The sequence below is a fragment of the Pseudomonas sp. TE50-2 genome, from assembly GCF_040813665.1.
Lineage (GTDB): Bacteria > Pseudomonadota > Gammaproteobacteria > Pseudomonadales > Pseudomonadaceae > Aquipseudomonas > Aquipseudomonas soli.
Window position 1 is genome coordinate 744,385 of the sequence record NZ_JBFNXN010000001.1, and the last position, 26,437, is coordinate 770,821.

General features: G+C 62.8%; 33 protein-coding genes and 1 pseudogene. 8 read left to right on the forward strand and 26 right to left on the reverse strand.

What is annotated here, in order from left to right; genetic code table 11:
* Positions 1 to 472 precede the first annotated feature (472 nt).
* From AAHK21_RS03220 to AAHK21_RS03240, 5 genes are all read left to right on the forward strand, one after another.
* Entirely contained in the window at positions 473 to 1,429 is a 957-nt protein-coding gene (locus AAHK21_RS03220; RefSeq protein ID WP_367856399.1) for a nucleoside-specific channel-forming protein Tsx, read from the forward strand.
* Between the two features lie 99 nt (positions 1,430 to 1,528).
* Positions 1,529 to 2,344 carry an alpha/beta fold hydrolase gene (locus AAHK21_RS03225; RefSeq protein ID WP_367856400.1) on the forward strand — a complete coding sequence of 272 codons (816 nt, stop codon included), beginning with the start codon at positions 1,529 to 1,531 and terminating at the stop codon, positions 2,342 to 2,344.
* A 108-nt stretch (positions 2,345 to 2,452) separates the two neighbouring features.
* A complete protein-coding gene (locus tag AAHK21_RS03230; RefSeq protein ID WP_367856401.1) occupies positions 2,453 to 2,782 on the forward strand; it encodes a DHCW motif cupin fold protein in 330 nt (109 codons plus the stop codon).
* 4 nt (positions 2,783 to 2,786) lie between these two features.
* A complete protein-coding gene (locus AAHK21_RS03235; RefSeq protein ID WP_367856402.1) occupies positions 2,787 to 3,221 on the forward strand; it encodes an HIT family protein in 435 nt (144 codons plus the stop codon).
* A 297-nt stretch (positions 3,222 to 3,518) separates the two neighbouring features.
* Positions 3,519 to 3,716, forward strand: a complete 198-nt coding sequence (locus AAHK21_RS03240; RefSeq protein WP_367856403.1) for a hypothetical protein — start codon at positions 3,519 to 3,521, stop codon at positions 3,714 to 3,716.
* A 303-nt stretch (positions 3,717 to 4,019) separates the two neighbouring features.
* Here AAHK21_RS03240 and AAHK21_RS03245 read toward each other — a convergent pair.
* Positions 4,020 to 4,291, reverse strand: a pseudogene (locus AAHK21_RS03245) (hypothetical protein); the annotation flags it as partial.
* Between the two features lies 1 nt (position 4,292).
* Entirely contained in the window at positions 4,293 to 4,586 is a 294-nt protein-coding gene (locus AAHK21_RS03250; protein WP_367856404.1) for a hypothetical protein, read from the reverse strand.
* A 107-nt stretch (positions 4,587 to 4,693) separates the two neighbouring features.
* Here AAHK21_RS03250 and AAHK21_RS03255 point away from each other — a divergent pair, with 107 nt between their 5' ends.
* Positions 4,694 to 5,359, forward strand: a complete 666-nt coding sequence (locus AAHK21_RS03255) for an SOS response-associated peptidase (protein WP_367856405.1) — start codon at positions 4,694 to 4,696, stop codon at positions 5,357 to 5,359.
* Here AAHK21_RS03255 and AAHK21_RS03260 read toward each other — a convergent pair.
* From AAHK21_RS03260 to AAHK21_RS03270, 3 genes are read right to left on the reverse strand one after another with little or no spacing between them, the layout of a single operon-like run.
* The gene (locus AAHK21_RS03260; protein WP_367858941.1) at positions 5,353 to 5,565 is read right to left on the reverse strand and encodes a hypothetical protein; all 213 of its coding nucleotides are present in this window, start codon (positions 5,563 to 5,565) and stop codon (positions 5,353 to 5,355) included. The two genes, AAHK21_RS03255 and AAHK21_RS03260, sit on opposite strands and share 7 nt — an antisense overlap.
* Position 5,566: 1 nt before the next feature.
* Positions 5,567 to 6,043: a DUF2514 domain-containing protein gene (locus tag AAHK21_RS03265; RefSeq protein ID WP_367856406.1), complete on the reverse strand. Its 477-nt coding sequence runs from the start codon at positions 6,041 to 6,043 to the stop codon at positions 5,567 to 5,569.
* A gap of 26 nt (positions 6,044 to 6,069) precedes the next feature.
* Positions 6,070 to 6,501 (reverse strand): lysozyme, encoded by a 432-nt coding sequence (locus AAHK21_RS03270; RefSeq protein ID WP_367856407.1) that lies wholly within the window; start codon positions 6,499 to 6,501, stop codon positions 6,070 to 6,072.
* Positions 6,502 to 6,876: 375 nt separating this feature from the next.
* On the opposite strand from AAHK21_RS03270, the gene AAHK21_RS03275 reads away from it, so the two are divergent.
* Positions 6,877 to 7,338, forward strand: coding sequence for a hypothetical protein (locus tag AAHK21_RS03275; RefSeq protein WP_367856408.1), 462 nt, complete (start codon positions 6,877 to 6,879; stop codon positions 7,336 to 7,338).
* 110 nt (positions 7,339 to 7,448) lie between these two features.
* Complete coding sequence (locus AAHK21_RS03280; RefSeq protein ID WP_367856409.1) at positions 7,449 to 7,826, forward strand: hypothetical protein; 378 nt, start codon at positions 7,449 to 7,451, stop codon at positions 7,824 to 7,826.
* A 68-nt stretch (positions 7,827 to 7,894) separates the two neighbouring features.
* Here the strand turns inward: AAHK21_RS03280 and AAHK21_RS03285 are convergent, their stop codons facing one another.
* The 21 genes from AAHK21_RS03285 to AAHK21_RS03385 all read right to left on the reverse strand — a co-directional run bounded on the left by AAHK21_RS03285 (position 7,895) and on the right by AAHK21_RS03385 (position 26,429).
* On the reverse strand, positions 7,895 to 8,290 hold the full coding sequence (locus tag AAHK21_RS03285; RefSeq protein ID WP_367856410.1) for a hypothetical protein: 396 nt from the start codon (positions 8,288 to 8,290) through the stop codon (positions 7,895 to 7,897).
* Positions 8,287 to 9,975, reverse strand: coding sequence for a hypothetical protein (locus tag AAHK21_RS03290; RefSeq protein WP_367856411.1), 1,689 nt, complete (start codon positions 9,973 to 9,975; stop codon positions 8,287 to 8,289). Before AAHK21_RS03290 ends, AAHK21_RS03285 begins: the two co-directional genes overlap by 4 nt.
* Before the next feature lie 6 nt (positions 9,976 to 9,981).
* Positions 9,982 to 10,578: a YmfQ family protein gene (locus AAHK21_RS03295; protein ID WP_367856412.1), complete on the reverse strand. Its 597-nt coding sequence runs from the start codon at positions 10,576 to 10,578 to the stop codon at positions 9,982 to 9,984.
* Entirely contained in the window at positions 10,569 to 11,609 is a 1,041-nt protein-coding gene (locus AAHK21_RS03300; protein ID WP_367856413.1) for a baseplate J/gp47 family protein, read from the reverse strand. Before AAHK21_RS03300 ends, AAHK21_RS03295 begins: the two co-directional genes overlap by 10 nt.
* Positions 11,599 to 11,997 carry a phage GP46 family protein gene (locus tag AAHK21_RS03305; protein WP_241412641.1) on the reverse strand — a complete coding sequence of 133 codons (399 nt, stop codon included), beginning with the start codon at positions 11,995 to 11,997 and terminating at the stop codon, positions 11,599 to 11,601. The genes AAHK21_RS03300 and AAHK21_RS03305 overlap by 11 nt, the downstream gene beginning before the upstream one ends.
* Positions 11,994 to 12,494, reverse strand: coding sequence for a phage baseplate assembly protein V (locus AAHK21_RS03310; protein ID WP_367856414.1), 501 nt, complete (start codon positions 12,492 to 12,494; stop codon positions 11,994 to 11,996). Before AAHK21_RS03310 ends, AAHK21_RS03305 begins: the two co-directional genes overlap by 4 nt.
* A 5-nt stretch (positions 12,495 to 12,499) precedes the next feature.
* Entirely contained in the window at positions 12,500 to 13,612 is a 1,113-nt protein-coding gene (locus AAHK21_RS03315) for a phage baseplate assembly protein (protein ID WP_367856415.1), read from the reverse strand.
* Between the two features lie 4 nt (positions 13,613 to 13,616).
* On the reverse strand, positions 13,617 to 14,966 hold the full coding sequence (locus tag AAHK21_RS03320; protein WP_367856416.1) for a DNA circularization protein: 1,350 nt from the start codon (positions 14,964 to 14,966) through the stop codon (positions 13,617 to 13,619).
* Positions 14,963 to 17,167 carry a phage tail tape measure protein gene (locus AAHK21_RS03325; protein ID WP_367856417.1) on the reverse strand — a complete coding sequence of 735 codons (2,205 nt, stop codon included), beginning with the start codon at positions 17,165 to 17,167 and terminating at the stop codon, positions 14,963 to 14,965. The genes AAHK21_RS03320 and AAHK21_RS03325 overlap by 4 nt, the downstream gene beginning before the upstream one ends.
* Positions 17,168 to 17,296: 129 nt before the next feature.
* On the reverse strand, positions 17,297 to 17,596 hold the full coding sequence (locus AAHK21_RS03330) for a phage tail assembly protein (protein WP_367856418.1): 300 nt from the start codon (positions 17,594 to 17,596) through the stop codon (positions 17,297 to 17,299).
* A complete protein-coding gene (locus AAHK21_RS03335) occupies positions 17,596 to 17,943 on the reverse strand; it encodes a phage tail tube protein (protein WP_186733650.1) in 348 nt (115 codons plus the stop codon). The genes AAHK21_RS03330 and AAHK21_RS03335 overlap by 1 nt, the downstream gene beginning before the upstream one ends.
* Positions 17,944 to 18,000: 57 nt before the next feature.
* Positions 18,001 to 19,497, reverse strand: coding sequence for a phage tail sheath subtilisin-like domain-containing protein (locus tag AAHK21_RS03340; RefSeq protein WP_367856419.1), 1,497 nt, complete (start codon positions 19,495 to 19,497; stop codon positions 18,001 to 18,003).
* Positions 19,494 to 19,673: a DUF2635 domain-containing protein gene (locus AAHK21_RS03345; RefSeq protein WP_367856420.1), complete on the reverse strand. Its 180-nt coding sequence runs from the start codon at positions 19,671 to 19,673 to the stop codon at positions 19,494 to 19,496. Before AAHK21_RS03345 ends, AAHK21_RS03340 begins: the two co-directional genes overlap by 4 nt.
* Positions 19,670 to 20,269: a hypothetical protein gene (locus AAHK21_RS03350; RefSeq protein ID WP_367856421.1), complete on the reverse strand. Its 600-nt coding sequence runs from the start codon at positions 20,267 to 20,269 to the stop codon at positions 19,670 to 19,672. Before AAHK21_RS03350 ends, AAHK21_RS03345 begins: the two co-directional genes overlap by 4 nt.
* 9 nt (positions 20,270 to 20,278) lie before the next feature.
* Positions 20,279 to 20,713 carry a hypothetical protein gene (locus AAHK21_RS03355; protein WP_367856422.1) on the reverse strand — a complete coding sequence of 145 codons (435 nt, stop codon included), beginning with the start codon at positions 20,711 to 20,713 and terminating at the stop codon, positions 20,279 to 20,281.
* Positions 20,691 to 21,062, reverse strand: coding sequence for a head-tail adaptor protein (locus AAHK21_RS03360; RefSeq protein ID WP_181427686.1), 372 nt, complete (start codon positions 21,060 to 21,062; stop codon positions 20,691 to 20,693). The genes AAHK21_RS03355 and AAHK21_RS03360 overlap by 23 nt, the downstream gene beginning before the upstream one ends.
* Entirely contained in the window at positions 21,059 to 21,442 is a 384-nt protein-coding gene (locus tag AAHK21_RS03365; RefSeq protein ID WP_367856423.1) for a head-tail connector protein, read from the reverse strand. The genes AAHK21_RS03360 and AAHK21_RS03365 overlap by 4 nt, the downstream gene beginning before the upstream one ends.
* A gap of 14 nt (positions 21,443 to 21,456) precedes the next feature.
* Positions 21,457 to 22,680 carry a phage major capsid protein gene (locus AAHK21_RS03370; RefSeq protein WP_367856424.1) on the reverse strand — a complete coding sequence of 408 codons (1,224 nt, stop codon included), beginning with the start codon at positions 22,678 to 22,680 and terminating at the stop codon, positions 21,457 to 21,459.
* Between the two features lie 15 nt (positions 22,681 to 22,695).
* The gene (locus tag AAHK21_RS03375; RefSeq protein WP_367856425.1) at positions 22,696 to 23,313 is read right to left on the reverse strand and encodes an HK97 family phage prohead protease; all 618 of its coding nucleotides are present in this window, start codon (positions 23,311 to 23,313) and stop codon (positions 22,696 to 22,698) included.
* Between the two features lie 3 nt (positions 23,314 to 23,316).
* Complete coding sequence (locus AAHK21_RS03380) at positions 23,317 to 24,543, reverse strand: phage portal protein (RefSeq protein ID WP_104444110.1); 1,227 nt, start codon at positions 24,541 to 24,543, stop codon at positions 23,317 to 23,319.
* 149 nt (positions 24,544 to 24,692) lie between these two features.
* A complete protein-coding gene (locus tag AAHK21_RS03385) occupies positions 24,693 to 26,429 on the reverse strand; it encodes a terminase large subunit (RefSeq protein ID WP_367856426.1) in 1,737 nt (578 codons plus the stop codon).
* Between the last annotated feature and the right edge of the window lie 8 nt (positions 26,430 to 26,437).

The following is a 26,437-nucleotide window of genomic DNA, read 5'->3' on the forward strand; positions in this document are numbered from 1 at the left end:
AGACTCAAATGGTGCAACACACCAGCGGCCCGGCCAGGGCTCGGACGGTTCGGGAAACTGCCCCACAGCCGAAACCGTGGGGCATCCCTGTCATGGATACCCTCCCTGGCGGCAAGCGAGGCCCAGCGCGGCCTCGGCCTACTCGTTTCGTCCTTGGGCACACATACCCTCCATGGGCGGCGGCCATCCTAGAACCCATTTTTTGCTGGATTATTTCAATCGAACGGATTGTTGCGACGCCGGGAGATCAGGCCCCTCCATTCGCTCATGCGCACGCGCCATGCCCGATTTCAGGGCGTTTTTCTAACCCAATGATCAGCTCAAACGCCGAATCGGCTTTTATTTCAACGACCTCGGGTGATTTGGTACAGACTATGCAAACGTTTGCTTCGAGCCATTGAGCGAACAATCACTGCAGCTCTCGACACATCGCCCCACCAGGGGCTTACCACTGCATGAACAAGGATTTTCAATGCACCGACCGTCTTTACCCGCAACGGCCCGCTTCTGCCTGCCTGCCAAACTGCTACTGGGCGCTGTTACGGGACTACTCAGCGTCACCACCCAGGCCCAGGATATTTCCCCCAGCGAGTCGGCCCAGGGCGAGACCTTGAGCCCGGCCGCCGCTCCGGCCAAATCGGGCCCCTACCTGTCGGACTGGTACAACCAGAACTTCACCCTGATCGGCACCAAGGACATCAGTTTCGGCCCTCGCCCTGTCGACGATATCTACCTCGAATACGAGTACTTCGGCCGCAAGGGGCCGTTCGAGCTGTACGGCTACATCGACATCCCGAAGATCCTCGACATCGGCAACAGCCATGACAAAGGCGCGTGGGACCACGGTTCACCGCTGTTCATGGAGCATGAGCCGCGGATCTCCATCGACTACCTGGCCGGACGCAGCCTGGCCGTCGGCCCGTTCAAGGAGTGGTACGTAGCCTTCGACTGGATCTACGACCACGGCAGCAACAGCGCCAACCGTGCCAATACCCTCTTCAGCGGCCTGGGCACCGACATCGACACCCATTCGCGGGTCAACCTGTCGGCCAACTTCTACGGCCGCTATCAGTGGGAAAACTATGGCGCCAGCAACGAGTATTCGTGGGACGGTTACCGGGCCCAGCTCAAGTACATCGTGCCCCTCGGCAAGTTCGACAACGGCGCCTCGCTGACCTATATCGGTTTCACCAACTTCGATTTCGGCTCGGACCTGCACAAGGACAACCCCAACCGCACGGCCAATGCCACGGTATCCACCAACGTGTTGCTGTACGCCTTCACCCACCTGCGCTTCACCCTGGTGGGCCGTCATTTCCACAATGGCGGCAACTGGCAGGACGGCAGCCAGCTGAATTTCGGCGACGGCGATTTCCGCGGTCGGTCCGATGGCTGGGGGTATTACGCTGGAGTTGGCTACCAGTTCTGATTACTTGGGCCATGGAGGCCTACCCTGCTACACGGAGCGATGCCGAGCAGGGTGGGTTTGCACGGGCGTTGGAGAATCTTTGATTAGATGAGGCGAGCCATGTTGGATTTACCCTACGCATCGAGCATCGAAGGCAACACCGTCAGATGGGGGAAAATGGGCACAGGCGCGCCGCTGGTCGCGATCCATGGCACCCCTTTCTCTTCGCAGGTCTGGAGGCGCGTCATACCGCACCTCACTGACCGCAGAACCGTGTATTACTTCGACCTGGTTGGCTATGGGCTGTCTGAAATGCGGGAAGGCCAGGACGTTTCACTGGCGATTCAGAACAACGTCATGGCTGCGCTTTTCGAGGAATGGGGCATCGAGCGCCCTGACATCCTGGCCCATGATTTTGGCGGTGCAACAGCGCTGCGAGCGTATTACCTGAACGGTCTGCGCTTTGCGTCCCTCACCCTTTTCGATGCGGTAGCCCTGGCACCCTGGGGCTCTGCGTTTGTCCAGCATGTTCGTCAACATGAGGCCGCTTTTTCCGGGATGCCTGACTACATGCACCGCGCACTGCTGGCCGCTTATCTGCAAACCTCTGCGGCCAATCCCCTCAGTGACGAAGCCCTGCAGGTTTACAGCGCACCATGGCTGGGGCCGATTGGCCAGGCGGCCTTTTACCGACAGATCGCACAGATGGATCAGGTCTATACCGAGGAAATTGAACCGCTCTACGGGAAGCTGGATTGCCCCGTGTCGGTACTCTGGGGCGCGGAGGACGCCTGGGTTCCCTATTCCCAAGGGGAACGTCTTGCTGGGCTTATTTCCCAAGAGCCCTGCGCCCGAGTGGAGAACTCGGGCCACCTGATGCAGGAAGACAGGCCGGAAGCGATTGTGGCGGCGGTTTTGAAGCAGATTGGCCTCTGAGACTGGTTCGCTGGGCTGTCTGTATGTGCAAATTCCCAGCGGTCTGTGCCTATCGGCAGAGCGATTTCATCGGTACGGTTCAGGCCTCACTGTTTCTACGAGGTTGTCATGGAACTGACAGCAATCCCGTTTGGCACCACGGACTGGTCAAAAATCGATCCTGTCGCTTATCCAGGCGAGACCGGGACCGCGTACTGGCGTACCTGTCTGTTTGGGGAAGTTCGGGTTCGATGGGTTGAGTACACCCCAGGATATGTGGCCGATCATTGGTGCCGGAAGGGGCATATTCTGTTCTGCCTGGAAGGTCGGCTGGACACTGAACTGGAGGATGGTCGGACTTTCACCCTGCAGCCGGGCATGAGCTATCAAGTGGGGGACAATGCGGAGGCGCACCGGTCATCGACGTCTACCGGAGCCAAACTCTTTATTGTGGACTGAACAAATGTCTCTGATCACACAACGTGTGGAACTGGCGAGTAACGGCGCTAACGACAAAGTAATCTGCAGAATGCAATCAGGCTGGGCGGTGATGGGCGATGTGCAGTTTCTTGAAGGCTATTGCCTCTTGCTGCCTGACCCTGTGGTACCCAGCCTGAACGATCTGGACTCAGAATCCAGGGCGGCTTACCTCCTCGACATGGCACGACTTGGAGATGCGCTGCTGCAGGTCACTGGAGCCCTGCGGATCAACTATGAAATCCTTGGAAACTCCGAGCCCGAGCTGCACTGCCACCTATTTCCTCGCTATGCGAATGAGCCGGATGAAAAACGCAGAATGCCCGCATGGTTTTACGACTGGGAATCGGCTCCCCTCTACGCAGAAGAGAAGCATGGAAAAATTCGGCGCGAACTGGCTCTGGTGCTTCAAGGAAAGTGACTGGCTAGCAGATTAGGCACTAAACGAAAAGCAGTGTCCTAGAACCTGACACTGCGGGCATACGGCCCCCTCCTTTGTACCTGCTGTAGATCCAGCCGTAAGAGAGCCTTCAGAAATAACTAGCCGAAACGGGCGTGGGAACGGTGGTGCGACTCGTACCGTGATACGCCGCGCCAGCGTCGCTGAATCTCGCGAACTTTCGCTAATGCATCGCCATATCTACTGCTCACTGATAACGGCAAACGTGTTACGGCACCGATGTTGCGCCATCGATGGGACGATGCTCGGGAGGAAGCTGTGAAGGAAGCAGCTGCCGCTGGTGACCAAGTACTGGCCGGCCGGATCAGCCAATTCCAGTTCCGCGACATTCGCCCGAAGGCAGCCTCGGAAATCACCGATGTTGACCACGCCAATCTGCTGCTCGGCCATACCAAGGGCGACATCACAGAGCGGGTTTATCGCCGAGTTGGAGCCCTGGCGAAAACCACCAAATGAGGAAAGTTTCGGAAGCGCTTCCACAACAAACCATTCCCAAGGGTGTACCCATGGGTGGTCTTCCTATGCCCCAAAAACGCAAAAAGCCCTGAAAAATCAGGGCTTTGAATGTGGCGGAAGCGTAGAGATTCGAACTCTAGGATAGTTGCCCATCGACGGTTTTCAAGACCGTACCATAAGCGCCCATTTATCTAGGCGTCAACGCAATAATCGATTCCAAAACGAACACAAGATGGCTCGGCTACAAGCCGCATAGCGCAAGGGCCGCACTTTCGGTTTTGGAATCGATTTTCCCCTCCACAGCGTTCTGCTGAGCACGATCCGTTCTGGCTCGTCCGCCCCTTCCCCCACCTTGTCCAGCCGACGTGAACGGCCTATTCGCGCTCAAGTAACGCCCACACTCTGGCCGCTTCGGCTAGCTCAAGCATGTCTGAAAGTACACCGGGATCAATCTCGTGGCGCCAGCGGGCGGCATAGGCCATTTCTTCCAGCACAGCGGCGCGACCATCCGGATCTGTGACTAAGGCTGGCTGGTCGCTTAGCTCATCCAGCCAGGGCTGAGGGATCCCAATCAGGCTACTCAAGACGACACCACCAAGACTGTGAATACAGAACGCCGTCAATTTCTTCGAAGCCAGTGATGTTCATACCGAGCTGGGCCATGCCGTTGACGCAGGCGTCATGCAAGCGCGGGATGATGTCGCCGCTTGGCGTCGGGTTGAACACCCAGGCCTCAATGCACGGCCGACCAAGCACCTTGCTGTGCCCGTACTCGATGTGAACGTCTCCCCGTAATGGCTTGATCTTCCTGAGCTGGTCATTGGGAATGGCAACGCCGCGCTCTCGACGGCGAACTAGTAGGAAGTACATGCGGCACCAAAACTGTATATTTATACAGCATTTGATCATCCAAACGGATGTCCAGGCCAGTACCGCTCGGCGGGCTATGCTTTTGGCTCAAGCCGGAGGGATGGGAAATGTGTGGAAGGCTGACCCAGTACCGCGGGATACACGACTTCGTTGACACCCTGAGCATGCCAAATGTGTGGCGGAACAATGTCGGTGACCAGCCCTTGAGCCGGTACAACGTCGCGCCGACGACCAGCGTGGCGGTGCTTCGGATGGATATTACAGGCCCCCGCGCGGACCTGGTGAGGTGGGGGTGGCGGCCGCACTGGGCAACCGACCGCGCTGCTCCGATCAACGCCAGGGTAGAAAAGGTGGCGCATGGCCCATTCTTCAGGGCGATCTGGCCGCACCGGGCAATCACTCCAGTGGACGGCTGGTACGAATGGGTTGATGGAGGCGGCTCGAAAAAGCAGCCCTACTACATCCGCCGGCGCGATGGGCGCCCTGCTCTCTGCGCAACCATAGGCCAGTTCGAAGGCACCGATCACGACGGCTTCGTAATCATCACCGCCGATGCCCAGGGCGGCCTGGTCGACGTCCATGACCGGCGACCAGTAGTGCTGTCGCCTGATCTGGCGGTCGAGTGGATCGCGGCCGGCATGCCCAGCGAGCATGCCGAGCAGATGGTGCTGAACCTGGGTGAGCCGGCCGAGGCGTTTGAGTGGTACCGCGTTGGAACGGCCGTGGGCAATGTGCGGAACCAGGGTCCAGAGTTGATACTTCCCGCTCAGTGACGAACCAACGGCTGATGACCTAGCGCATACAGCTGGTAGTCAGTCACAGCCTGGTAAGCGGACTCGGCGATTACGCGAAGGCGTTCGACCTCCTCTGCCGGAACCTCAGCGGCCAGCGCGTTGTGGTAGAGGCGCAATGCTTCAATAGCTTCGCTAATCAGCGGTTCGCCCGCTTCTATCACTCCCTCTATGGTTCGCTTCACGATTCTATCCCGGTGGCTTGACCAACGAATTATACGACGCCTCGCACGCCAATCCAGCTACTCGGGCGCGATCAAACGCTGCCGCCAACTCTCCCGCTCGAGCATCAGCCCGTGCGAGCAAGTCGGAGAGCACCATTGCGGCGCGTCGGGCTGCCTCGCTTCGAGTGGCAACGGCAGGATCCGGGCCGGGGCAACCGACGGCGGCAGCGCGCTTGCTGGCTTCGTCACGCAGCCGCTGACCAGCAGCATCAGCCCCAACAGCAGCACCTTCAGCAATAGTTCGTTGTTCCTGAGCATGCGCCCTAACCTCTTCATGTGCCGCGGCGCGGCGCTGTTCCTCTCTCCGGGCTCCCCGCTCGCCCAGCACCTCAGCCAAGCGATCGCCGCTGTCCCGGAACGCTGACGCGGCTTCAGCTTCGGCGCGCTCAACTGATCGCCCATGCTGGTAGACGAGCCAGTACGAACCGACCACGGCTAGCATCGCGATCGCCCGCACGCCCCAGCCGTTCACGCATCCCCCAGAAACAGATCACGTTCAGCGGCGCGCCGACGCACCAGCCCCGGAAGCACCTTACCGCCGGCCTTGTTCCAACGCGGGAACTGCTCTGCGGCGCCGGCGTAATCGCCAGTATTGAGCAGCCGGCGAAGCCTGGACGACTTGAGGTTCGCCGAGCCCAGGTTGTAGGTGAAGCTGATCAGGGCGTCCCACTGGTTTTGATTCAGCTGCGCCGTGACCAGGCGCCGCATTTCTGGCTCGAACCGTTGCACGTCTTTCAGCAGCATGCGCTCGGCTTGCTCCTTGCTGATAGACATGCCGGCCGTTACGCCCTGGGTGGTGCCGTAACCGATGGTCCAGACGCCCACGGCATCCTGATAGGCCTGCAGGCGCAAGCCTTCGTAAAACTTAATTAAAGTCAAACCACGTTGAGATGTACGCAATTAATCTCTCCCCAATAAAAAATGTTGCCTGACAGCGGTAGCTCAGCTGGGCATATAAAACCTGAACGAGTGCTGACCTTTGAAAATGAGCCGACCTTTCAAACCGGCCTCACCTACAACACATATTGCTAGCCAAACCTAAATTCAAATCATTGAATCATAAACAGTCTCACCTCACACAGCTCAACACTCGTTCACATGCCGCGCAGCACCAATCAAAAAAGCACACTCCCACCCCAACAAATTGCTATATGCAATATCCCAAAAAATTATCCAGATAGGCCACGAAAATTAGAATTACGTTCTAGCCTTATCGAAAGCAAACACCTAGATCAATTGAGAACACCACTTGCGCCATGTAACCCTGGAGACCTTATGCCGCGAACAAAAAACCCAGCCCACTTGACAAAAAATTTTTCAACCCAAGTACTTTCAGCTTTCGTAATAGACCTAGGAAAGTGTATAGACACGGGCCTCACTGACGAGCAATGCAGCGCCAACAAGGACTGGCTAAGAGATCTGTCAGGCTATTATGCGGCCATTGGTGATGACATTTTTGGAAGAAAAATATTTGAGCGTTGCGACGACATTGCCAAGGAGTATCACGAGTGGAACTCACCAAACGGGACACCAAAAATCCGCGCAGCACAACACACGCGCATAAAAAACAAAGTAAATAAGTTAGCAGGATCATATCGGCGCCGTATTGGAATCATAGAGCAAAGCGCCGACATGAAGCTCTATCTAGCTATTTACAGCGCTACAGAGCGTTTGATTTTAGCGTTCCCAGGTTTACTAAAATCAGTTGCGGAGACCAGCTTAAGATTCCCTAAGTAGCCCCAAAGCTCTACCCACTAAAAAATCTTAAACAAGGCCAGCGCATCTACTTGCGCCATCTTGTTGCAAAGTGCTTCACCAGAAAACCAATAAGCCAAACGGAGAACATCATGTTCACTACACAGCAGATTGACCTACTCAATACCACTTTCAGTCAGAGCATCGCATCAGCGAGCAACCCTGAAGAAGCTGCCCGGCTTTTCGCCAAATTAGCGACAGCAGCAATTGGTCAAGCACTGGCTAATGCTTTACAAGATGTAGTGTCCCAGGTTAGTAGCGTACAATCGCTTTCTGCACCATCAGCAAACATACAAGGCTGGGAAAGTTTCATAACCGGAGCAGCACTATGCATCGAGTGGCCTTCACCCAATCTTCAACCATGTTCTGTACTACCTGTTCTTCATTTTGTCCCGACCTCCCCTGCTGGCACATTACACCCTGCGGGCGTAGACGTTAGCATCGGCATATCAATATCCGGCCGATTCTGAGCAACCTTACGAATTAAGCCATTTGATCGCAACAAGACTCAGATGGCTTAATTTTCAGCTCCCTATAATTATCGTTTAGCATAACCTTTGTGCTCGGCAACCCAACCCGGTGGGGTCGGCCTGTGTACAACTTCCGGGAAGGTTCTAGACTGCGGCCAGTCTCGCAACGACTGCAGATAATCCAGCAGTTCCGCGAATTGAGTTTCCGAAAGGGTAAGACTTCGACGCAGATCCTGTTCGTCACGATGGCGCTCGCGCAGCCACAGAACGTTATTTACCGCAGCATCGCGCCATGCACGCTCAGCAGTCTCGATCTGCTCTCGCGTCCTCGGGGGGCTCAAATAGGCCTGCAGCTCGGCGTCAGTCATCAGCACCAGGTCCTTGACCTTGAATGCGTCCTCAGAACCGTCCGCCGCGTAGGCATAGACCTGGTTCGTTCCCTTCTGTCGATAGTGCTTGTTCATCGGTATTCACTCCATTTCATAATCAGGTCATTGCCGTCTTCACGGAACATCCCGGCAGTTCCACCTGGCGGCACCGGACCTTCAAGCGTCGTCTCACTCCCCCCTGTCATGAACGCTTTGGCCCAAGAACTTCCGTTGATGTGGAGACTGGCAGACAGGTTCCCACCGCCTGGGTCGCGAACATGGACGGAGACCCAGATCGTCTTGTTCGTGGTGTTGGGATAATTGACCCCCCAGTTTCGGTTGGCAGTCATGTCCTGCGGCGACTGATTCATGCCAAACGCAACATCCGCGAACCGTCGCGGCGAAACGTAGGTGTTGTACGAACTCTTGTTCACCATGTCGGTGAGTGTGGCCTCCAGCTGGTAGCTGAACGCATCGAACCAGCCACTCCACGCAGAGCCATCCCAGACCCGCCAGGCCTTACGTCCGTTGTTCGCCCCGATGCCGTTCAGAGTCTGCTCGCAATAAGCATCTCCCCCGCTGACATCGATAACGTGGCGGCCTTGCGCCCAGCCTTGCGGCAGACCTGCAAGGCCCGAGGCCGGGGTGATGAACTTGCCGCCGGTTTTGTACTTGTTTAAGTCCGTTTCGGTCGAGGTCGCTTGCCCGCCGATGCCGTATGCCATCAGCGCAGCCGAGGACAGCAGCGGCGAGCCGTTCCACTTGAGGGCGCCGGTATAGTCCATGCTGAGCTTCCCCGAGGCCTTGCCCTGCCAGCTGAAGCCGATCGCAGGCGCGTAGTCATCACGCACTTCTACGGGGTTGGATACGCCAATTTCCCCCGCCTCGCGGATCAACGTCGCGCCGGCCGAGTAATCAGAGCCGTTAACCGGCGAGGCCAGCACGGGCTGTTGGCGGCTGACAGCGCCCACGAGCAATCTGCTTACGACTTCGTTCTGCACAAACTCTGTCGTGGCCAGCTGGGTGGTTTTGGTGCCCTTCGTTGCCGTAACGGCCGTTGGCACGCCGGTAAAGGCAGGACTGGCAAGCGGGGCTTTCTGAACCAGCGCCGCGTCTACCTGCTGCCTGTTGTAGGCATCAGTGATGCCGTAATCGCCCAGCGTCGTAGGGTTGCTGCCGCCGGTGACCCTGCCCAGCGCATCGACCGTAACCTGTCGGTAGCTGCCGGCGACTACGCCCGTCTTGCCGAACAGCTGGACAAAGATCAGCGCCGTGGTACCGACCTGCGGCGGCGTGGTGTTGGTCATCTGCCACATCGACCCTGCGTAAGTCGCGCCGGCCTGCACGATGATCAGGTGGCCCGGTGTGCACTCTGCGTTGTCGTTGGCATCGAGCGCCCGCCCCCAGGCCCCGCCGGCGGCGTTGTAGATCCAGTTCTGCGAGGCGTTGGCCTGGTCCTTCACTAGCACCCGGTCACCGGCCGCCAGGGCCACGCCGTCAATGCTCTGCAAGCCAGACAAAGCAATGGGGCCGGTGGTAGCCACCCGCACAGCGCGCTTGACGTCACTGGCGGCGAGCCCCTGAATGGCCTGCAGCAGCTGGGCGTTGTCGTCCTCGCTCGGGGTGAGGCCGGCAGCCTTGATCACGGCCAACAGTTCGTCGGTGACGGCGTTTCCCCAGGCCGAAGGTATCAGCGAGCCCGGCAGGCCCGTGCTGACGTTCTCGTCGACAAACTTGCCGCCAACCAGGCCGACATTAGGAATGCGTTTCGGGTAGTCCATATCGCGTTATCCGTAGGTAATGGTTTCAAGGGTGTGTGCCGGCGCGGCGCGGCCTACAAGGCACTCAAGGGCGCCATTGGCGGCGCCGCCAAAGGTCTGCCCCCAGTGGCTGAAGCCGAAGCGGCTGCCCTGGGCCAGGCGCGGCCCCGTCTCCAGGGCCCACATGAACTGTGCGCCCCAGGTGCCGAAGCGGGCCGAGCCGAAGCGCGACCGACCGAAGCGCGGCGCCCGGTGCTCGACCACGCGGGCATTGCGGTAGCCCAGCGAAAAGGCCAGCTCCACGAAGTACGCCGGCGTCTGCCCGCCCACCTCCAGCAGGCGGCGGCGCACGGCCAGTTGCCGGTCAGCGAACGCCGGCGTATAGCCCATACAGGGGTCGGGTAACTGCATGACCCGCTCCCAATCAGGAACCAGCTCGCGCACGGTGGCGGGGTCGCTCTCGGCCAGCAGGTCGGCGGCGCGGCGATCCTCGGTGGCCAGCTCCTGGGCCGCGGCCTGCAGCAACTGGTCGACACCTGGGTTGAACTCGCGATCCCAGGCCGGCCCAGGCGGCAGCAGCGCGCACAACTGCGCGTAGTAGTCCTGCTCCGTCCTCACGACCACAGCACACCCCCATAGGTCAGTAGCTCATTAGCGGCCGCCTGCACGTCGCCGACGGGGCTGATGACCTTGTGATCGCGCTCGCCCGTGGCGCCGCTAATGGCCTCGGCAATGTGGGTGGCCAGCAGCGTGGCGCCCAGCTCCGATTCACGGTTGTGCAGGTCGACCAGGGCGGCTTCGACGGCGCGGCGTACCGCGCTACTGTCGGGGGTGACTGACAGCTGGTACTGCACCGGTTTCTCGGCCGGCGGCAGCACGTACACCTCGGCCGTGACCGGCCGCTCCTGCTCGATGTAGGCGGCCACTACGGCGATGGCTTCGGCGCTGGGGATGATGTCGATATCGCCATCGCGCACGAAGAACAGCCCCACCGTGCCCGGCCCCACCCAGCGCCGCACCACCCAAGCCCGGGTTACCCCGGCGACCTCCAGCGCCCAAGTCTCGTAATCGCTCTTGCTACCGCCGTGGGCAATGACCCGGTACGAACGAATCACCCGAGCGCGCAGCGCCTCAATACTCTCCTGCTCGGTGCCGCCGGTCAGGCCCGGCGCCGTCACAGTAAACGTGTCATTGACGCCCAGCACCGGCGACACCAGACGCAGCTGCGTACCGGCAGGCGTGTTGCCCAGCTCGCCCGGCTCCAGGGCCTCGACCTGGGCGACGCCTTCGGTGCTACTCAGCTTGACCGAGGCCCGTACCCTGAACAGCACTTGGTCATCGCGCTGCAGCAGCGTGCCGGCATCGAGCAGCGCCGAGGCGGCGCCGGTGAAGGTAGCGGCTCCGGTGGCCTTCACGGCCTCCAGGCGGCCGCGCTTAAGCCGTGCCTGGGCCATGCGCAGCAGGGTTTCGTCGTCGGCCGTGTCCGGCAGGATCTGGTCGGCAATGTAGCGCTGGTGGCCGTAGCGGCCAGACGAGGCCGCGCCCAGCACGCGGGCCAGCACCTCGGCATCGGAGCGGACCAGGGCGCTACCGCCGGCCAAATCGGCCTGTGCCCTGGCCACCAGGGCGGGCAATGTTGGGATTTCAAACGGCATTGATCACCTGCCACAGGTTGTCTAGTTGAACGTCGATCACCGGGCCATCGCGCAGGCCGACCCGCACCTGCATGTCGAGGCGGTCGACCTTGCGCGATGCCGTTACCGTAACGGCGCTCACCCGGTCGTCATCCACCGCCCACTGCAGGGCCTCGCGGGCGAACGCCTCGGCGGTGCGCACCGTGTCGTCGGTCAGCGTGCGCCGGCGTAGCTGCCACAGGCGTGACCCGATGCGGTCATTGGCCAGGGTCGGGAACGTGTCGCCCCACCAGCCGTAACGCTGGTCGTCGTCCAGCAGGTCGCCGTCGTCGGCGCGGCGCCAGGTCAACAGGCTGATCACCACGGCGCGCTGCCAGGCGCGTTCGGACTCGGCATCGAGCAGCGTCATGCCGTCACCACCGGCTTACCGCTCTGCTGGTTACCCTTCGCCACTCCCTCATGCGGGTGGTTGACCTGGCTGACGCCGGCGGCGATCTGGTCGCCCTGCGACACGATCTGGCCCGTGGTGCGGATCACCGGTGTATCGAACTCCACGGCCGTCTCGGCCTTGACCTTGAGCGTCAGCGTCTCGATCTCGATCACGCGGCCGCGCTTGAAGTGCAGGCGGTCGCCCTCGTCGGTGTAAATAGCCACCTCACCGCTCTTGAGCGCCTGCAGGCGAAAGCGCCGGTCGGCGACGCAGACGACCACCCCATGAGAGCGGTCGCCGCCCAGGAACGCCGCCAGGGCCTCGGCGCCGGGCAGCGGGTTGGACGTAAAGCCGTAGGGCTCGAAGTGCTCCATGCCGTCTTTCACTTCGTCGGCGGTCAGGCGCATCTGCAGGCCCTGCAGCTTGCGGCCGGCATCGACCAGGGCGACCACGCCCCGGGCGAGAAAATTTCTCATGGGTTTCATTGGCCAGGCTTCCAGTCAGCGGGGATCAGGTATTCGAAGTTGTCGGCCTTGCCGCCCTTCTTGAGCTTGCGCGACTTGTGCGGATCTTTCGGCTCGGGGTCGAAGCCATCCGGCGGGCCGACCACGATGTTGGCCACGGTACCGGCGTCATCGAGCACGTACTCGATTTCGCTGATGAGCATGTCGCGGTCGATGCCGATCAGCAGGTCGACCACGCGCACGATCATGTTCGGCACCCACAGGGCGCCGGTGGACTGCCGCCATCCCTGGATCTTGTAACGCAAGGTCAGCGCCTTACCCATCCGGCTGCCGCGCTCCCAGTTGGCCCGCGCCTGGGCCAGCTCCGGGGTCATCTGGCCACTTTCGTGGATCAGCAGCACCCGGCGCCGGGTGGCGCGCGGATCGGTGACGCCGGCCTTCACTTCGCTGGCCGCCGCGCCGTAGTCAGTGTCGGTGCCCGAGCGCTGGCCGGTGACGCGGTACTCGGAAAACAACCCCGAGAAATCCAGCTCGGCGCTGCCGGTCAACAGGTTCTGCCCCAGTTCCAGGCGGTCTACGGCGCGGCCGGCGCTGCCCGGCTTGATGATCACTACCCGCCCCCGGGCGTCATCGGTCGACAGCAGCCGCGACAGCGTCAGCAGGCGGTCGATGGACTCGAAGGCGGTTTCGCCGGGCTCGATCTGGTGGTCGGCCAGCTTGGTGGTTTCCGCCACCTCGCTCAGCACCCGCACTCCGTATGGCTCAGCCAGCGCCTGCACGATCTTCTGCACGCTCTGCCCGCGCCACTGGCCGGGCTTGTTCACCGCCGAGCAGTCCACCAGGTCGGCAGTCAGCGAACGGCCGGCGACCGACCGTTCGACGCTGCGGGCGTCGTAGCTGATCGGCGTTCCGAACACCCAGCCCGTCAGCACCAGGTCGGCACCGATGCGCACTTCGCAGCGGTCGCCCTGGCGCACCGGGATTTCCTGCACCTGGCCCGGCCAGCTCCACGTCACACCCAGGCGAAAATCCCGGGCCTGGCGTTCGATGCCGGCACTGATGCTGACTTTCTTCCAGCCGCGATAGTCCAGGCCGTTCACGCTCAACGTGACAGCATTTTGGTTGTCCATGGATTCACTCTCGAGCGATGGTCAGCGCGCCGACAGGCAGAAAGCCCGGGTGCTGCACCTTGTTACGCGTAACGATTTCTTCGGCGCGGGTGGCGTCGCCATAGCGCTGGTACGCCAGCACCACCGCCGGCAGGCTTTCCCGCGTGGTGACCTCGGCCAGCCGCACACCGGCGCGGGCCACTTCGGTCAGGTGCGCCCGCACCTGGCTGCGCACGACCTCCAGCCGCTCGACGTGCTCGACCGGCGACGCCAGGGCGGCCAGCCACAGGGCGTCGCTGATGGCATCACGCAGCGCGACCACATCGGCAGTGACCGGCACCTCGGGGCGCTGGATCGGGGCCACCACCTGCTGCTCCAAGGTGGCGAAGCCGGTCAACGGCTCGGGCGCCTGCACCACCGGCATGGCCACCGCCTCGCGCACGGCCAGCACGATCAGCGCATCGCGCACCAGCTCGCGGGCAGCAGCGACCACGGCGGCGGTGTCGGTTCCTCCGGCCGGTGGCGGCGCGTTGGCCAACTGGCGGGCCTGCTCCACCTGGCCGGTGATGGCCCGACCGGACTCGGCGAAGCTGGAAAACTCCGGCGTCGCCTCGGGCAGCGCCGCGACGGTGCGGGCAAACTCCGGATCGGCCTCTAGGCTGGCCGAGTCGCGGCCGCTGGACGGCCCCCAGCGATAGCCCGACGACCGTGAACTGCCGCCGACACTGGCGAACTGCCCCCGGATCATCGCCGCGAAGTTGCCCGGGGCGTTAATCAGCATGTCGGCCAGCGCCTCCACCGAGCTGACCAGGCCCGTAAGTTGGCGAAGCTCCGAGGCAATGGCCATCTGCACCCCGGCCACACCGTTCTGCAGCGCGACCACGGCCAGGCGCGCCCGGTTGACCACCGCCATGGCGGCCTTGTACCGGGCAATCGCCGACTCAAGCAGGCTTTCAGATGAGTCCTCCAGCTGCCGCGCCGTGTTCGGCACGCCGGCAGGAAAACCCTTCTCGCCGTCCTCCACGAACACCAGGTCAAAGCGGACCATGCCGCCTTCACGGCGCTCATGACTGACGCTACAGACCGTCGCGGTGGCCGTCAGCCGGCCATACCAGGGATGGACCAGCTCGCCCGCCCCGGGCTTGTCCAGGGCGTTGAGCAGGTTGTCACGCTGAAAATAGCAGTCCTCCCCGATCACGAAGGCGGCCAGCTTGATTTCCCGCGTGACGCGGCCCAGGTCTTCCACCAGCGGCTTGTCCCGCTGCGGATACTCATGCGTCTGTGTGCGCCGTCCCGCCGGCATGCTGTCGTTGTCGACGTGGAACGGCACCCCCCGGAATGAGGCCGGGTGCAGCTGATCCCGCCAGGTACTCATGACGCCCTCCCCAAGGATCGGTAGCCCACTTGTGGGCTGACCTGCAGCCCGGGTTGGTTGGTGTCGGCCTGCTCCACCCGCATGCCGGGCGGGGCATTGTCGAAGCGCACGACCATTTGCCCTTCCAGCTGGGCTTTATTGGCCTGGGCGGCCTGCTGCACCAGGGAGCCCCGCGACGCGGCCAGGGCACCGGGTGCCGGCGCCGACAGGCTGGTTTGCCCAGGACGCGACAGGAGGCCCATTTCAGCGCGTTTCGCCGCCTCCTGCGGGGTCAGCCCTTTGGCCAGGCTTTCCTGCGCATGCTCGGCCATCTGCGAGGCCGACAGCGGCATCGCCGCCCATGGCCCTGGCAGGTCCGGCGCCCGCATCAGGCCGGCCACACTGGTGGCCTCCGGCATCAGCTGCACCGGTTGCGCCATCGGCTTGACCAGCGCCCCAGGTACCGGCTCGCCGGCGGCGTTGCGCGCCTTCTGCTGCTCGGCCCAGTCGTTGACCTTGGCCGTCGCCGCGCTGATCACACCGTCACCGCTCGACTCGCTGTCGAAGCCCAGGAATTTCATCATCGGCTCAATGATGGGCCGAAGCTTGTCCCAGATCCCTTTGAAAAAGCCGGTGATGGGCTCCCAGTGCTTGATGATCAAACCCAGCGGCGACCAGTCAAAGACCGACTTGAGGAAGTCGAAGAACGGCACCGACAGGGCCTTGACCAGCTCCCACAGCGCACCGAAGAACGCCGTCAGCGGCTCCCAGTTGGCCACAATCTGGCCCAATGGCGACCAGGCGAAAGCGGTTTTCATCCACTCCCACACGGCCATCGCCGGGGCCTTGATCTTGTCCCACACCGCTTGGAAGTATGGCGCCACGGTCGACCAGTTGGCGATCAGGATGCCGGCGGCGATGGCAATGCCGCGAACGATCATGCCCACCGGGCTCATGCTCGCCACAGCGTTGACCAGCGTAAGCTTGGCTGCCGCACCTGCAGCAGCCAGGCGCAGCACGGTGAACCCCACGGCCGCGCCCAGCACGCCCTTGATCAGCCACGGGTGCGCCCCGGCCAAGGTGGCCACGCTGCTGATGATCGGCCCCACGGCCGCCATGAAATCGTTGAGCGGCGGCAACAGCATGCTGCCGACCGTGATACCCAGGCGGGTCACCCGGTTCTGCAGCAGCTGCATGGCGTTCTGCGTGGTCGCGGCCCGTGCGGCGTACTCATTGTTCATCGAACCGGCATACTGACTTTCGTCGCCGACCGATTTGAAGTTCTTCTGCAGCGTGCCCAGGCTGGTCAGCAACGGCGCGATAGCCCCTACCGATTCCTTGCCAAACAGGTTAGTCAGCACCGCCGCCTGCTTACTTTTCTCGACCTTGGCCAGCGTCTCCAGGACGCGGTTAATCGTCCCTTCGCTGTCCGTCTGCATGCCTTTCGCCAGCTCGTTGGCATCCAGGCGCAAGGCCTTGTAAGCCTCCTTCTGCGACTTGGTGGCCGCCGTGCCGGCGGTCAGGGTCAGCATGAAGTTCTTGATGCCGGTGGCGGCCACGTCCTGGGCAATGCCCACGCCGGCCAGGGTCGAGCCCATGGCCGCCAGTTGCGCCGCGCTGACGCCCGCGACCTCGCCCAGCGGGCCGATGGCGGTCAGGATATTGGAGATTTGCCCGGTGCTGGCCGCGCCGGTGTTGCCCAGGTAGTTGATCTGGTCGGCCAGCGTGACCACTTCGGTCTGGTTCATCTTGAAGGCCGTGCGCCACTTGGCCATCATCGAGCCCGATTCTTCGGCCGTCTGGTCGAAGGCGACGCCCATTTTCACGGCGTCTTCCGCGAAGCGGTTCAGCTCTTCCCGGGCAATACCCGACTGGCCGCCGGCGGCGACAATCTGCGCGATGCCCTCGGCCGCCATGGGCAGGCGCTCGGACAGGCCCAGCACGTCGTCACTCATCGCCTTGAACTGCGCCGGCGACTCGAAGTTGACCACCTTCTTCACGTCGGCCATGGCGCTTTCAAAGCCCATGGCCGCCTTCACGCCCATGACGAACGGGGCCGCAATCGCCCCACCCTGCAGGGCTTCGCCGAACGTGATCTTGCCCAGGCCCGAGCTGTTCAGCTGCTTGCGCAGCACCGCGGCGTTCTTGCGCACCCCGTTCAGCACCGGCGACAGCTTGTCGACGCCGGTGATCAGCGCCTTGAGTTGGAATTTATCCGCCACCGCCTCCCCCATTCAGCGCGTTGATGCGCCACGCGTTTTCCTCACTCTCGAACAACGTGTCGAGGGTCCAGCCCAGCACCTCGCCCGGGGTGGTTTTCCACCACCAGGCAAGGTCGTAGGCCAGCTCGGTCAGGCCGCCGACTGCTTCGAATCTTGGGGCATGAAAAAACCCACGATCAGCCAGCCGATGGTGTTCAGGTCAGCCAGGTCCAGCTGGTTCACCGAACTGGCCGGGATGGCAGCGCAGATCGCGATGTACTTGCCGACTGCTTCGACCTCCATGATCGGGTGGCCGCTCTCACCAACGACGTAGGGCAACGCCTTGATTGCGCGGCACTCCTGCACGGTCGGGCGGCGCAGGGTCAGTTCGGTGACCTCTTCGTTATGGGCCTGGATTGGAGTAGCGAGGGTGTGAGTTACGGTGGTCATTACTGCCAGTCTCCTTGGATGCCTTCGAATTTGAGCGAGACCTTGGCGTCATCGCCGGTCACTTTGGACTCATCCACTTGGTACGCGCCGCTCAGCACATACACCGAGCCGTCTGCCAGCTCGGCGGTGATGGTCATATTGGTCCCGTTGGCCAGCTTGGCCCGGGGGAAGTTGGCGGTTTTCACCGCGTCGACCACCACATAGGGGATCAGGTCTTCTTCCTTGAAGTAGCCCCGCGTGATCGTTTCGCGTTTTGTGTCCGACAGCGGGCATTCCACGCCGCCGGTGATCACCAGCTGATCGCCGTCGACCTTCACAAAGCAGGTGCCCGCGACTTTCTGACCCATAAAGGGCACTCCCATAAAAAAGCCCGCACAGGGCGGGCTGGGGTTGAACGATGAGGGTTACGTCGCGTCCGGGTACTGCAGACGGAACTGGTACAGCAGCGCGAACACACGCAGCTGGTTCACAAGGTCCGGCGGGAACAGCACACTCAGGCGGTTGGGGTTCTTCGGATCGCGCTCGACGATCAGATACTGATTGAACGCCTCGGCGTTCTCGACAATGCCCTCACGCTCCAGCGCGCCATAGGCCGCGATCAGCTCGCCGCGAATCACCTTCGGGGTGACGATGGCCTGGCCGGGGCCAAAGCGCGTACCGTCGTTGGCCAGCTTGTGACGGCCGTACTTGCTGGTGATGATGCTGCGCAGGTAGCGGATCACGTAGGCCGACTGGTGCAGCGTCTCGCTGTCCAGATAGGAGTCATCCGGCTGGCCATAGGCGTTACGCTGGTAGGTCGTAACGGCCCGCTCGATGCGGTAGCTGCCGCCGTTGTAGACAGCGGTGGCCATGCCACTGGTCAGCAGCGACTGCCGCTCGGTCAGGGTGAAACGGTCACTCGCCTGTGCCGGGTCGATGCCCGTCAGCGCGCCGGTCTGCGTCGGTCGCGCCGGGTCGGCGCTGATGAACACGGCAGTGCGCGCCGCCCAGGCCGCAGCCACCTCCCACGCCGGCTGCGGCACGCCGCGCTCGAAGCCATGGACGGAGACGTGCGGGTCGTTACGCAGGCGCCCGGCAGCGACCAGCTGGCCCAGCGTGCCGCGCTGTGCGCTGTACACATGGCCGTAGAGCTGCTTCGCCCAGGACCAGCGGCCGGCGCTGTCGTCCATGGCGGTTTTCCAGGCGCCCAGCGTGTCGGCATCGGTCCAGGGCTGGGCGATGAACTCGAATTCTTCGTCGCCCAGTGCAGCCAGCGCCGCCGATACAGCCGGGGTGCCGGCGCCGTTGGTCATGGCCGTGGCCACCACCGTCAGGCCGGCCGGCGTGGTTTCGCCATTGGCGCGCCCCAGGCGGTTCAGCTGGACTTGGATATCGTTGCCCAGCTCGCCCTTGAACTTGGCCTGCAGGGTGACCACACCGGCGGCGGCCGTGGCCGTCACCGGCAGGTCAATGGCGGCATTGATGGCCGCCGCCAAGCTGGCTGCCACGGCCTCGGCCGAGGCGCCGACCACCGCATCGGCGCGCACACGCTGGCCAGCCACGTACAGATTGACCAGGCCGGCGGTGGCGACGCTGCCCGTTACGGTAACGGTGCCGGTCGCGGCCGCGCCGGTGGCCACCTTGAGCGGCAGGCACCAGACCTCGCCGGCCACGTCGATGGCCCGCCAGCGCGCATGCATGGCGGCCAGCATTGAGCCGGTGCCGCCAATGTCCTTGGCGTCGCTGGTCTTCGACACCAGCACCAGGCGGCCGATTTCGTCGCTCTCGGCATCGTCGTTGACCTGGCCAACGATCAGCCGGCGCAGGCTGGAACCGCCGCTGTTGGCCATGGAGTTGTCGACTTCGGCATAGAACAGCGGCACGCGAATGTCGCTCGGGATGTTGCTGAAACTGATGCTCATCGCGCTTTGCTCCCCCGGGTGGTGTTCTTCTGCTCCAGGGCGTCGCCGGCGATGATGCGGCGCTCCCAGTAGGCGTCACGGGGCACCGCGGCGCCCTCGGCGGGCAGGTACTGGCCCGGCTGGCTTGGCATCGGGCAATCGCGCCCCGGGGCCGGTTTGAGGTGAATGGTGGTCATGGGTTCAAGTCCTCGCGGGTAATGAATTCGACCCGGCCGTCTGGCCCCGAGGCCGTGACGTTGGGGTCTTTCAGGGGGTTGAGGAAGTCGAGGCGGGTGTCGATGCCTTCCAGGGCCGGCAGGCCGGCCAGCTGCCATTCCTGCCAGGTCTGCGGTTTGCCCTCGCCGGTTTGCTCCCAGCGGCCGAGCTGGAAATCGGCATAGAACCGATAGCGGTAGACCATGCGGTCGCGGTCGAGCAGCAGCAGCTGACCACCGTCGTACAACAGCGGCCCCGATTCGTCGTCCGGCTCGAAGCCCACCAGGGCGCGCCACAGCTGGGCGCGCACGTCGTGCAGCACGTCGGCTACCGACTGCCCGCGCTCATCGTCGGTCGGCAGCACAACGCATACGTCGATGACGTCGCGCACGACCTGGGTGTAAACGTTCTGCGCTTGCGGCTCGTCGGCCGAGTCGCCAACCGCGATCACATAGGCCGCCGGCGGGGGCATCTTGGCGCTGTCGGCGGTCGGGTCCCAATCCAGACCGCCGGCCACGCGCCCTTCGAAGCCAGGCGCATAGGCGCGCAGCTGCTCGATCACAGGCGTGATTTTCATGTCAGGTACTCAGTTGAGCAGCGCGGCGGCAAAGGCCTGCTGCAGGATGCGTTGCACCTCGGTGCGGCTGTCGGTCAGCGCATCGGTCATGTAGTTGTCGCGGGGCCTGATCCGCCACCCGCCGCCCGTCTTGCGGCGAACGCCGTAGTGCAGGTAAGCCGGGTAATACTCCTTCATGCTCGCGGTCTTGTTGGGCGCAACCCGCACCAAAAAGCCCGACCTGGACAGCTTGAAGTTGATCGACTCGGTGGTGGCCCCGGTCCGGTTGACGGGGTAGCCCTCCTGGCCACCGCCGAGCGCCAAATTCATCTGCGCTCGGCCGGCGATCAGCTGGCCAACCTTGCGCATGCCGGCGCGGATCTTCCGCTTGTTGAAGGCCTCTTGGTCGAACTGGTCGAAGCCCTCGACATGCAAATAGCCGTCAATCGAAACGGAGTTGGCCACGACCACCTCCCGCCGGCACATTCACCGCCTGCAGTTCCTCGACCTCGATCACCGACCACACTTGCCGCCCACGCATCCCGGTAGCCCGCTTGACGCGGAACACCCGGCCACCGGCGACCAGCTCATGCCGGGTGTCCAGGTCACGCACGAACCGACAGTAGATCCGATGCGTGATGGTCGTACCGGTCTGCACCGACCCGGTGTAGGTGGCCGTGCCTAACGGCTCGATCTTGCACCAGCGCTTGGCCACTTCTTCAAAATGCGAGTCCAGGCCGGGCCCGCTGGGCGTGTCGTTGCGGATGCGCACCACCGCCCGGGTGCGCAGTTCGCCCGCTTCCGGCTCCCTCACAGCGTGAACCAGCGGTACGGCTGCACCAGGGCGTCATAGGCCAGCGGTAGCGACTTGGTGCCGTTGCTGGTCGACTCGGTGACCGGCTCGCGGTTGCGGTGCCAGTGAGCGACCAACAGCAGCATGGCCAGCGCCACGTCATCCGTTACAGGTAACGCGTTTTCTGGCGCATCGATCGGCAGCAGCCCACGCAGGTAGGCTTCATCACCGGTCGCATCTGCCGGCGCGTCGGCCGGCAGCGTCACCCAGTACAACCGCCGGCCGCTGTCCTTCTCGACCTGGCGACGCGCTGCGCGGGCGTAGGCGTGCAGCAGCGTGTCTTCCTCGGTTTCGTCCAGCTCCAGCTTGCAATGGCTCTTGATCTGTTCAAGCGACAGCATGGGCAGCCCTCCCGTCAGGCGCTCTTGCCCACCAGGTGCTTGATGGCGGCCGTGTCCTGCAGCACCAGGCCGAAGCGCACGAACGCCAGGAAGCCGACCTGGCCGTACTCGGCGTAACGCTCCACCAGACGCTTGAGGGTCAGGCTACGGACAGCGCGCAGCACCAGTTCGTTGAAGTCGCCGGCATACATGAATTTCTTGCCGGCGCCGATATCGGCAACAGCCTGATCGATCACGTACTGATGCTTGAGGATGGTGGCCGGACGGTCGCTGTCGATGCCGGGCAGCCATAGCGGGCGGTTATTGGCATCCACCATTTCTTCCATCGCCTGCAGCGTCTTGTCGTTGAACGCCAAGCGGAACTTGGCCGCCGCACGATACGCCGGGTCAATGGAGTGAATCAGGTTGTTGACCTCCTGCCAGGTGAAAGCGGTGGCCTTGGCGGTCATAGCACCTTGAGGGGTCGAGTACTCCAAGCCCTTCGGCTGCGCCGGCGCATCGGCGGTTTCGCCGGTACCGGTGCCCTGGACGATCAGGCGGTTACGGGTACGCGACACGCGCTTACCGATGCGGCCGGCCAGGTAGCCTTCCATGTCAATGCCCGAGTCCTGCAGCAGCTGTTCAGAGACGCGGATGATCTTCGAGCTGATGGTGTGCGACCCCATGGTGCCCATCCCGAACTCGACATCCTTTTCGCCGGCTGCCTTGTTCTCGCCGATCAGCTCGCCTTCTTCCTCACCGCCGTTACTGGTGGCCCAGGCGATAGGCGCGCCGTTGTCGGTCTGCAGCAGTTGGCACACCGAAGCAATACCGCCGTAGGTCACCAGCGATTCGATCACCTTGGCCTGCAGGGTGGTCGGTACAGTGAAGCCGCCCGCCTCGTTCGGGTTGGTGCCCTGAGCGCGCATTTCCAGTACCACGGAACGCTGCTCGGGGGTCAGATACTCCAGGCCGCGACGCACCCAGTTATCCCAGGCGCTGCGCTGCTCGGCCTCCGCCTCGTTCTTGGGCGCGCCGGCCGGACACTCACGGTCCAGACCTTCGACAAAGCTTTGATCCTGGGCGCGCAGTTCTTCCTCGCGCTCGATCTTCTCGCGCAGCCCCTTGAGGTCGGCTTTCATGCCTTCCCACTTACTGCGAACTTCACCGGTCCAGCCATCGTCCGGGGTGGTTTCGTGCAGCGAGCGCATTTCGGCCGACAGCTTGTTATAGGCTTCTTTCATTTGTTGCAGGGTCATAGCTCCCCCTTGGGATCACAGTTCAGTTAGGTCAAGCAGGCGCTCGCGGGCCTCGCGCTCGAAATGTGCGCGGGCTTCGTCGCCTTCGGTTTGCGCCTGCTTCCAGGCAGTCAGGGAGCGCTGGGCAGCGCTGGAGTCGGGGTAAGCCGGGAACGCCACCGGCCCTACGTCGCGTAACTCGGCGATCTTGAAGATCGTGCGCACGATCAGGCCGTCTTTCTCCTCGTGCCAGGTATCGCCGCCCTTGGCCACGCGCATGGCGAAGCTGCTGCCGCTCATGTCGCCACGGCGCAGCGGCTCGACCACCAGGTCGCGGATGGTCTGCGTATTGGGCGTATCGATTTCGTAGGCCAGGCCGCGTTCATCCACGGTCAGGCGCAACGTGCCGCTGGCCGTACGGCCCAGCAGATAGGTCGGGTCGTGGTTGAACAGCGCCCGGGTGTCCTGATTCAGCACGTCATCGAACGCACCCGGGGCGATGATCTCCACGAAGGTGCCACCCAGCAGGTCGCTACGCTGGTTGAAGACAGCGGCATAGCCGGCGATCTTCGGCGTGCTGCCCTGCTCATCCGGCTGGACAGCACGAAGCTCGCAATGCTGCGCTTGCAGCATGCGTTGTTCGAATTCACTCATGGGTTATTCCTGCTTCGTTACGGGTAACGGCTTGCCGTCGGCGCCGAGCAACTGCGTGTTGACGTTGAGCAACATCGAGTCGAGGCCTTCCAGCTGGTTGAGGTCTTCCAGCACACGCACTTCGTTGCGGCTCATCCAGCCGTCTTGAATGGCGATGCGGTAGAACTCGGCACGCTCTTTCGGAGTGCCGCGCAACAGGCCGGCCAGGTTGAACTTGACGTAGTAGCCGGCCATGCGCTCGGCGCGGGTGAAGACGCGGCGGTTTACTTCTTCCTCCCAGTTCTTCACCCACGGCATGACCGTGTGGCGCACGAACTGGATGGCCTGTTCGCTGATGTTCGAGAACGTGGCCTTTTCCAGGTCGTTGATCATGTGCGCCGGCACGTTGAAGATGCTGGCAATCTCGCTGCGGGTCAGCTTGCGAGTCTCGAGAAATTGCGCATCCTCGGGCGCGATGGTCAGCGCCTTGTAATCGAGGTCGGCGGGCAACAGCAGCGTCTTGTTGTCCGAACGTTTGAGCCGCTCCACAGCGGCTCGCCAGACCGTTTTCAGGCGCTCCCAGCTGGTGTTATCCAGCTTCCCGTCCTTGACGGTGACCAGGCCCGTAGGCCGGCCGCCGCCCTCGAAAAACTCCTTGCCGTAGCGCACCGTGGCCATACCCAGGCCGATGGTGTCGGCGTTCTGCCGAATGGGGCTGATACCCATGCGCCGGTGCGAGCCGATAGCGCGCAGGTGAATCATGTCCTCAGGCGACACCGCAAGCGGCGCGCCGTCTTCATCCTGGGTCGAGTACACCCAGCGATTACCGTTCTTCACCAGCTCGGTGTGTTGCGGCTCATGCATTTCCAGCGACAGCAATTCACCGCGGCGACTGCGCACCGTGCGCGTGTAGCCATTACCCCAGCCGAGCACATGGGCTTGCTTGGTTTCCCGCCAGCGGTAGGAGGTTTGCCAGGTGTTCGGCTCATCGTGCAGCAGGTAATGGGCCGGATGGTCGGTGGCTACCTCGATCCGCCCGTTGACCTTGCGCAGCACGCTCAGCGGCAGCTGGGCCATGGAGCTGGACAGCACGTAGATGCACGCATACACCGCCGTCAGACGCATGGCCGAAGCCGGGCTGACGCTGATGCCCTGCCCTTCGAACAGGTACTCTGTCAGCTCCTTACTGTTCATCGGCGTGCTGGGCACTTCCAAGCTGCTGCGCTGCTCGAACATCGCACCCAGGATCATCGCCACACCGCCTTGGCGGCGCCGGCCAACATCAGCCCGCCACCGGCCATCAGGGCCACACCCGCCCCAAACTGGACGTAGAGGCCCGCGACGAACAGGCAAAAGCCTGCCGTCCCGATAGATTCAGGAAGCCATTTCATTGTAGGGGCTCACATAGCTAATAGGTCGTCTTCGGTCAGGCTAGCCAACAGCCCTTCCGGCTCAAATTCGCTGACCATGGCGCGGTTCATCGCCATCAGCGCGGCGACAATGCCGTCGATTTTGCGCATGTCGGTCTTGCCTTCGTCGGCCTTCATCGGCGTGATGCAGCCCTTGAACGGACGCACCACGACGTTGCCGGCCTGCCAGGCCAATACCGGATCGCTGCAGTGGCGCACGCGACCGGACAGCAGCGCCGCTTCCAGCTCGCGCATGGGCAGGTTCATGCTGGCCACGCCGCCGCCCATTTCGACTACCTCGGCACCGTCCTTTTGCAGCTGGTGGGCCAGCTGGGTGGCGCGCCATTTGTCGTAGGCCACCTCCTGCACATCGAACATGCCGGCGAATTCGCCCACCATGTCGCGCACCAGGTCGAAGTCCATTTCTTCGCCGTCGCAGACCTCCAGCAACCCGGCGTTGGCCCAGGCCTCGTAAGCGGCCTTGTTGGGGCCGCCCCGCTCTATCGCGCCTTCGGGCAAGAACGACTTGCAGAAGATGGTCCAGCGGTTGACCCACTTGCCGTTCCCCGGGACCAGCTCCACCTTGTCCAGGAACACCAGCGATACCGCACCAATATCCGACTTGCTGGCCAGGTCAATCCCGATCCAACAGCGCTGGCCCAGGAACTGGTCCAGGGTCAGCATGGGGTCGCCGCACGCCTCCCAGTCAGCCATGTTCAGCCAGGCTTCTTTGGCGCTAACCCAGATGTTGAGGTGCTTGGTCTTGAACGCGTTTTGCCGTGACGGGTAACGCGTTGCGTCGGCCTGGCGTTTCAGCAGGTACTCAGCCCCGACCGAGACGCCATAGTTGGGGTTGGCCTTGCGCAGGACCGCCGGGTCTTTCCAGTCGTCGTCCTCGTCAATCGTGTAGATGATCCCGAACAACTCGTCGTTCGGCACCGTCCCTTCCAGCTTGTCGATCACCTGGGCGCGCTGCAGGTAGCAAGGCCCGGCGATGTTGTAGCCCGCCGTGGTGATGGCGAACATCATCGGCTGATCGCGGGCGCCCATGCCGGTCAGCATGGTTTCGTAGAGCGCGGCAGAGGTGTGTTCGTGGAACTCGTCCACGATGGCGCAGCTCGGTGACTGGCCATCGCCGGGGTCGCCGATCAGGGGTTCGAACTTGCTTTCGTCGCCGATCACCGACAGGTTCTTCGCCGCGACTTGGATGCCAAAGGCCTCGACCAGCTCGGGCGTGCGCCGCACCATCTGCCGCGCCGGCTTGAACACCTCCCAGGCCTGCCGCTCGGTGGTCGCGCCGCAATACACTTCGGCGCCGAATTCGCCATCCATGACCAGCATGTACAGGCCGACGCCGGCGGCCAGCACGCTCTTGCCGTTCTTGCGCGGCACCTCGATGTAAACCTCGCGGTACCGCCGGCGGCGAGTCTTCTTATCGACCCAACCGAAGATGCTGCAGAAGATGAACAGCTGCCACGGCTCAAGCTTGATCAGCTCGCGCAGCGCCGCCCATTTGCCTTTGGCGTGCGGCAGCAGCTGGATGAACACCGCCACCTGCTCGGCCGTGTCGCGGTCGAAGGTCCAGCGAAAGCCGCGCCTCTTCGATTTGGCCAGGTCATCCAGGTGCAGTTGACAGGCCCGGCGCACGTACTTGCATGCTGCGATCTTGCCGGCCACCACGTCGCGGGCGTACTTGTTCGCCGCGTTTACGTTCGGGTAGCTGGCCATGTCCTAAC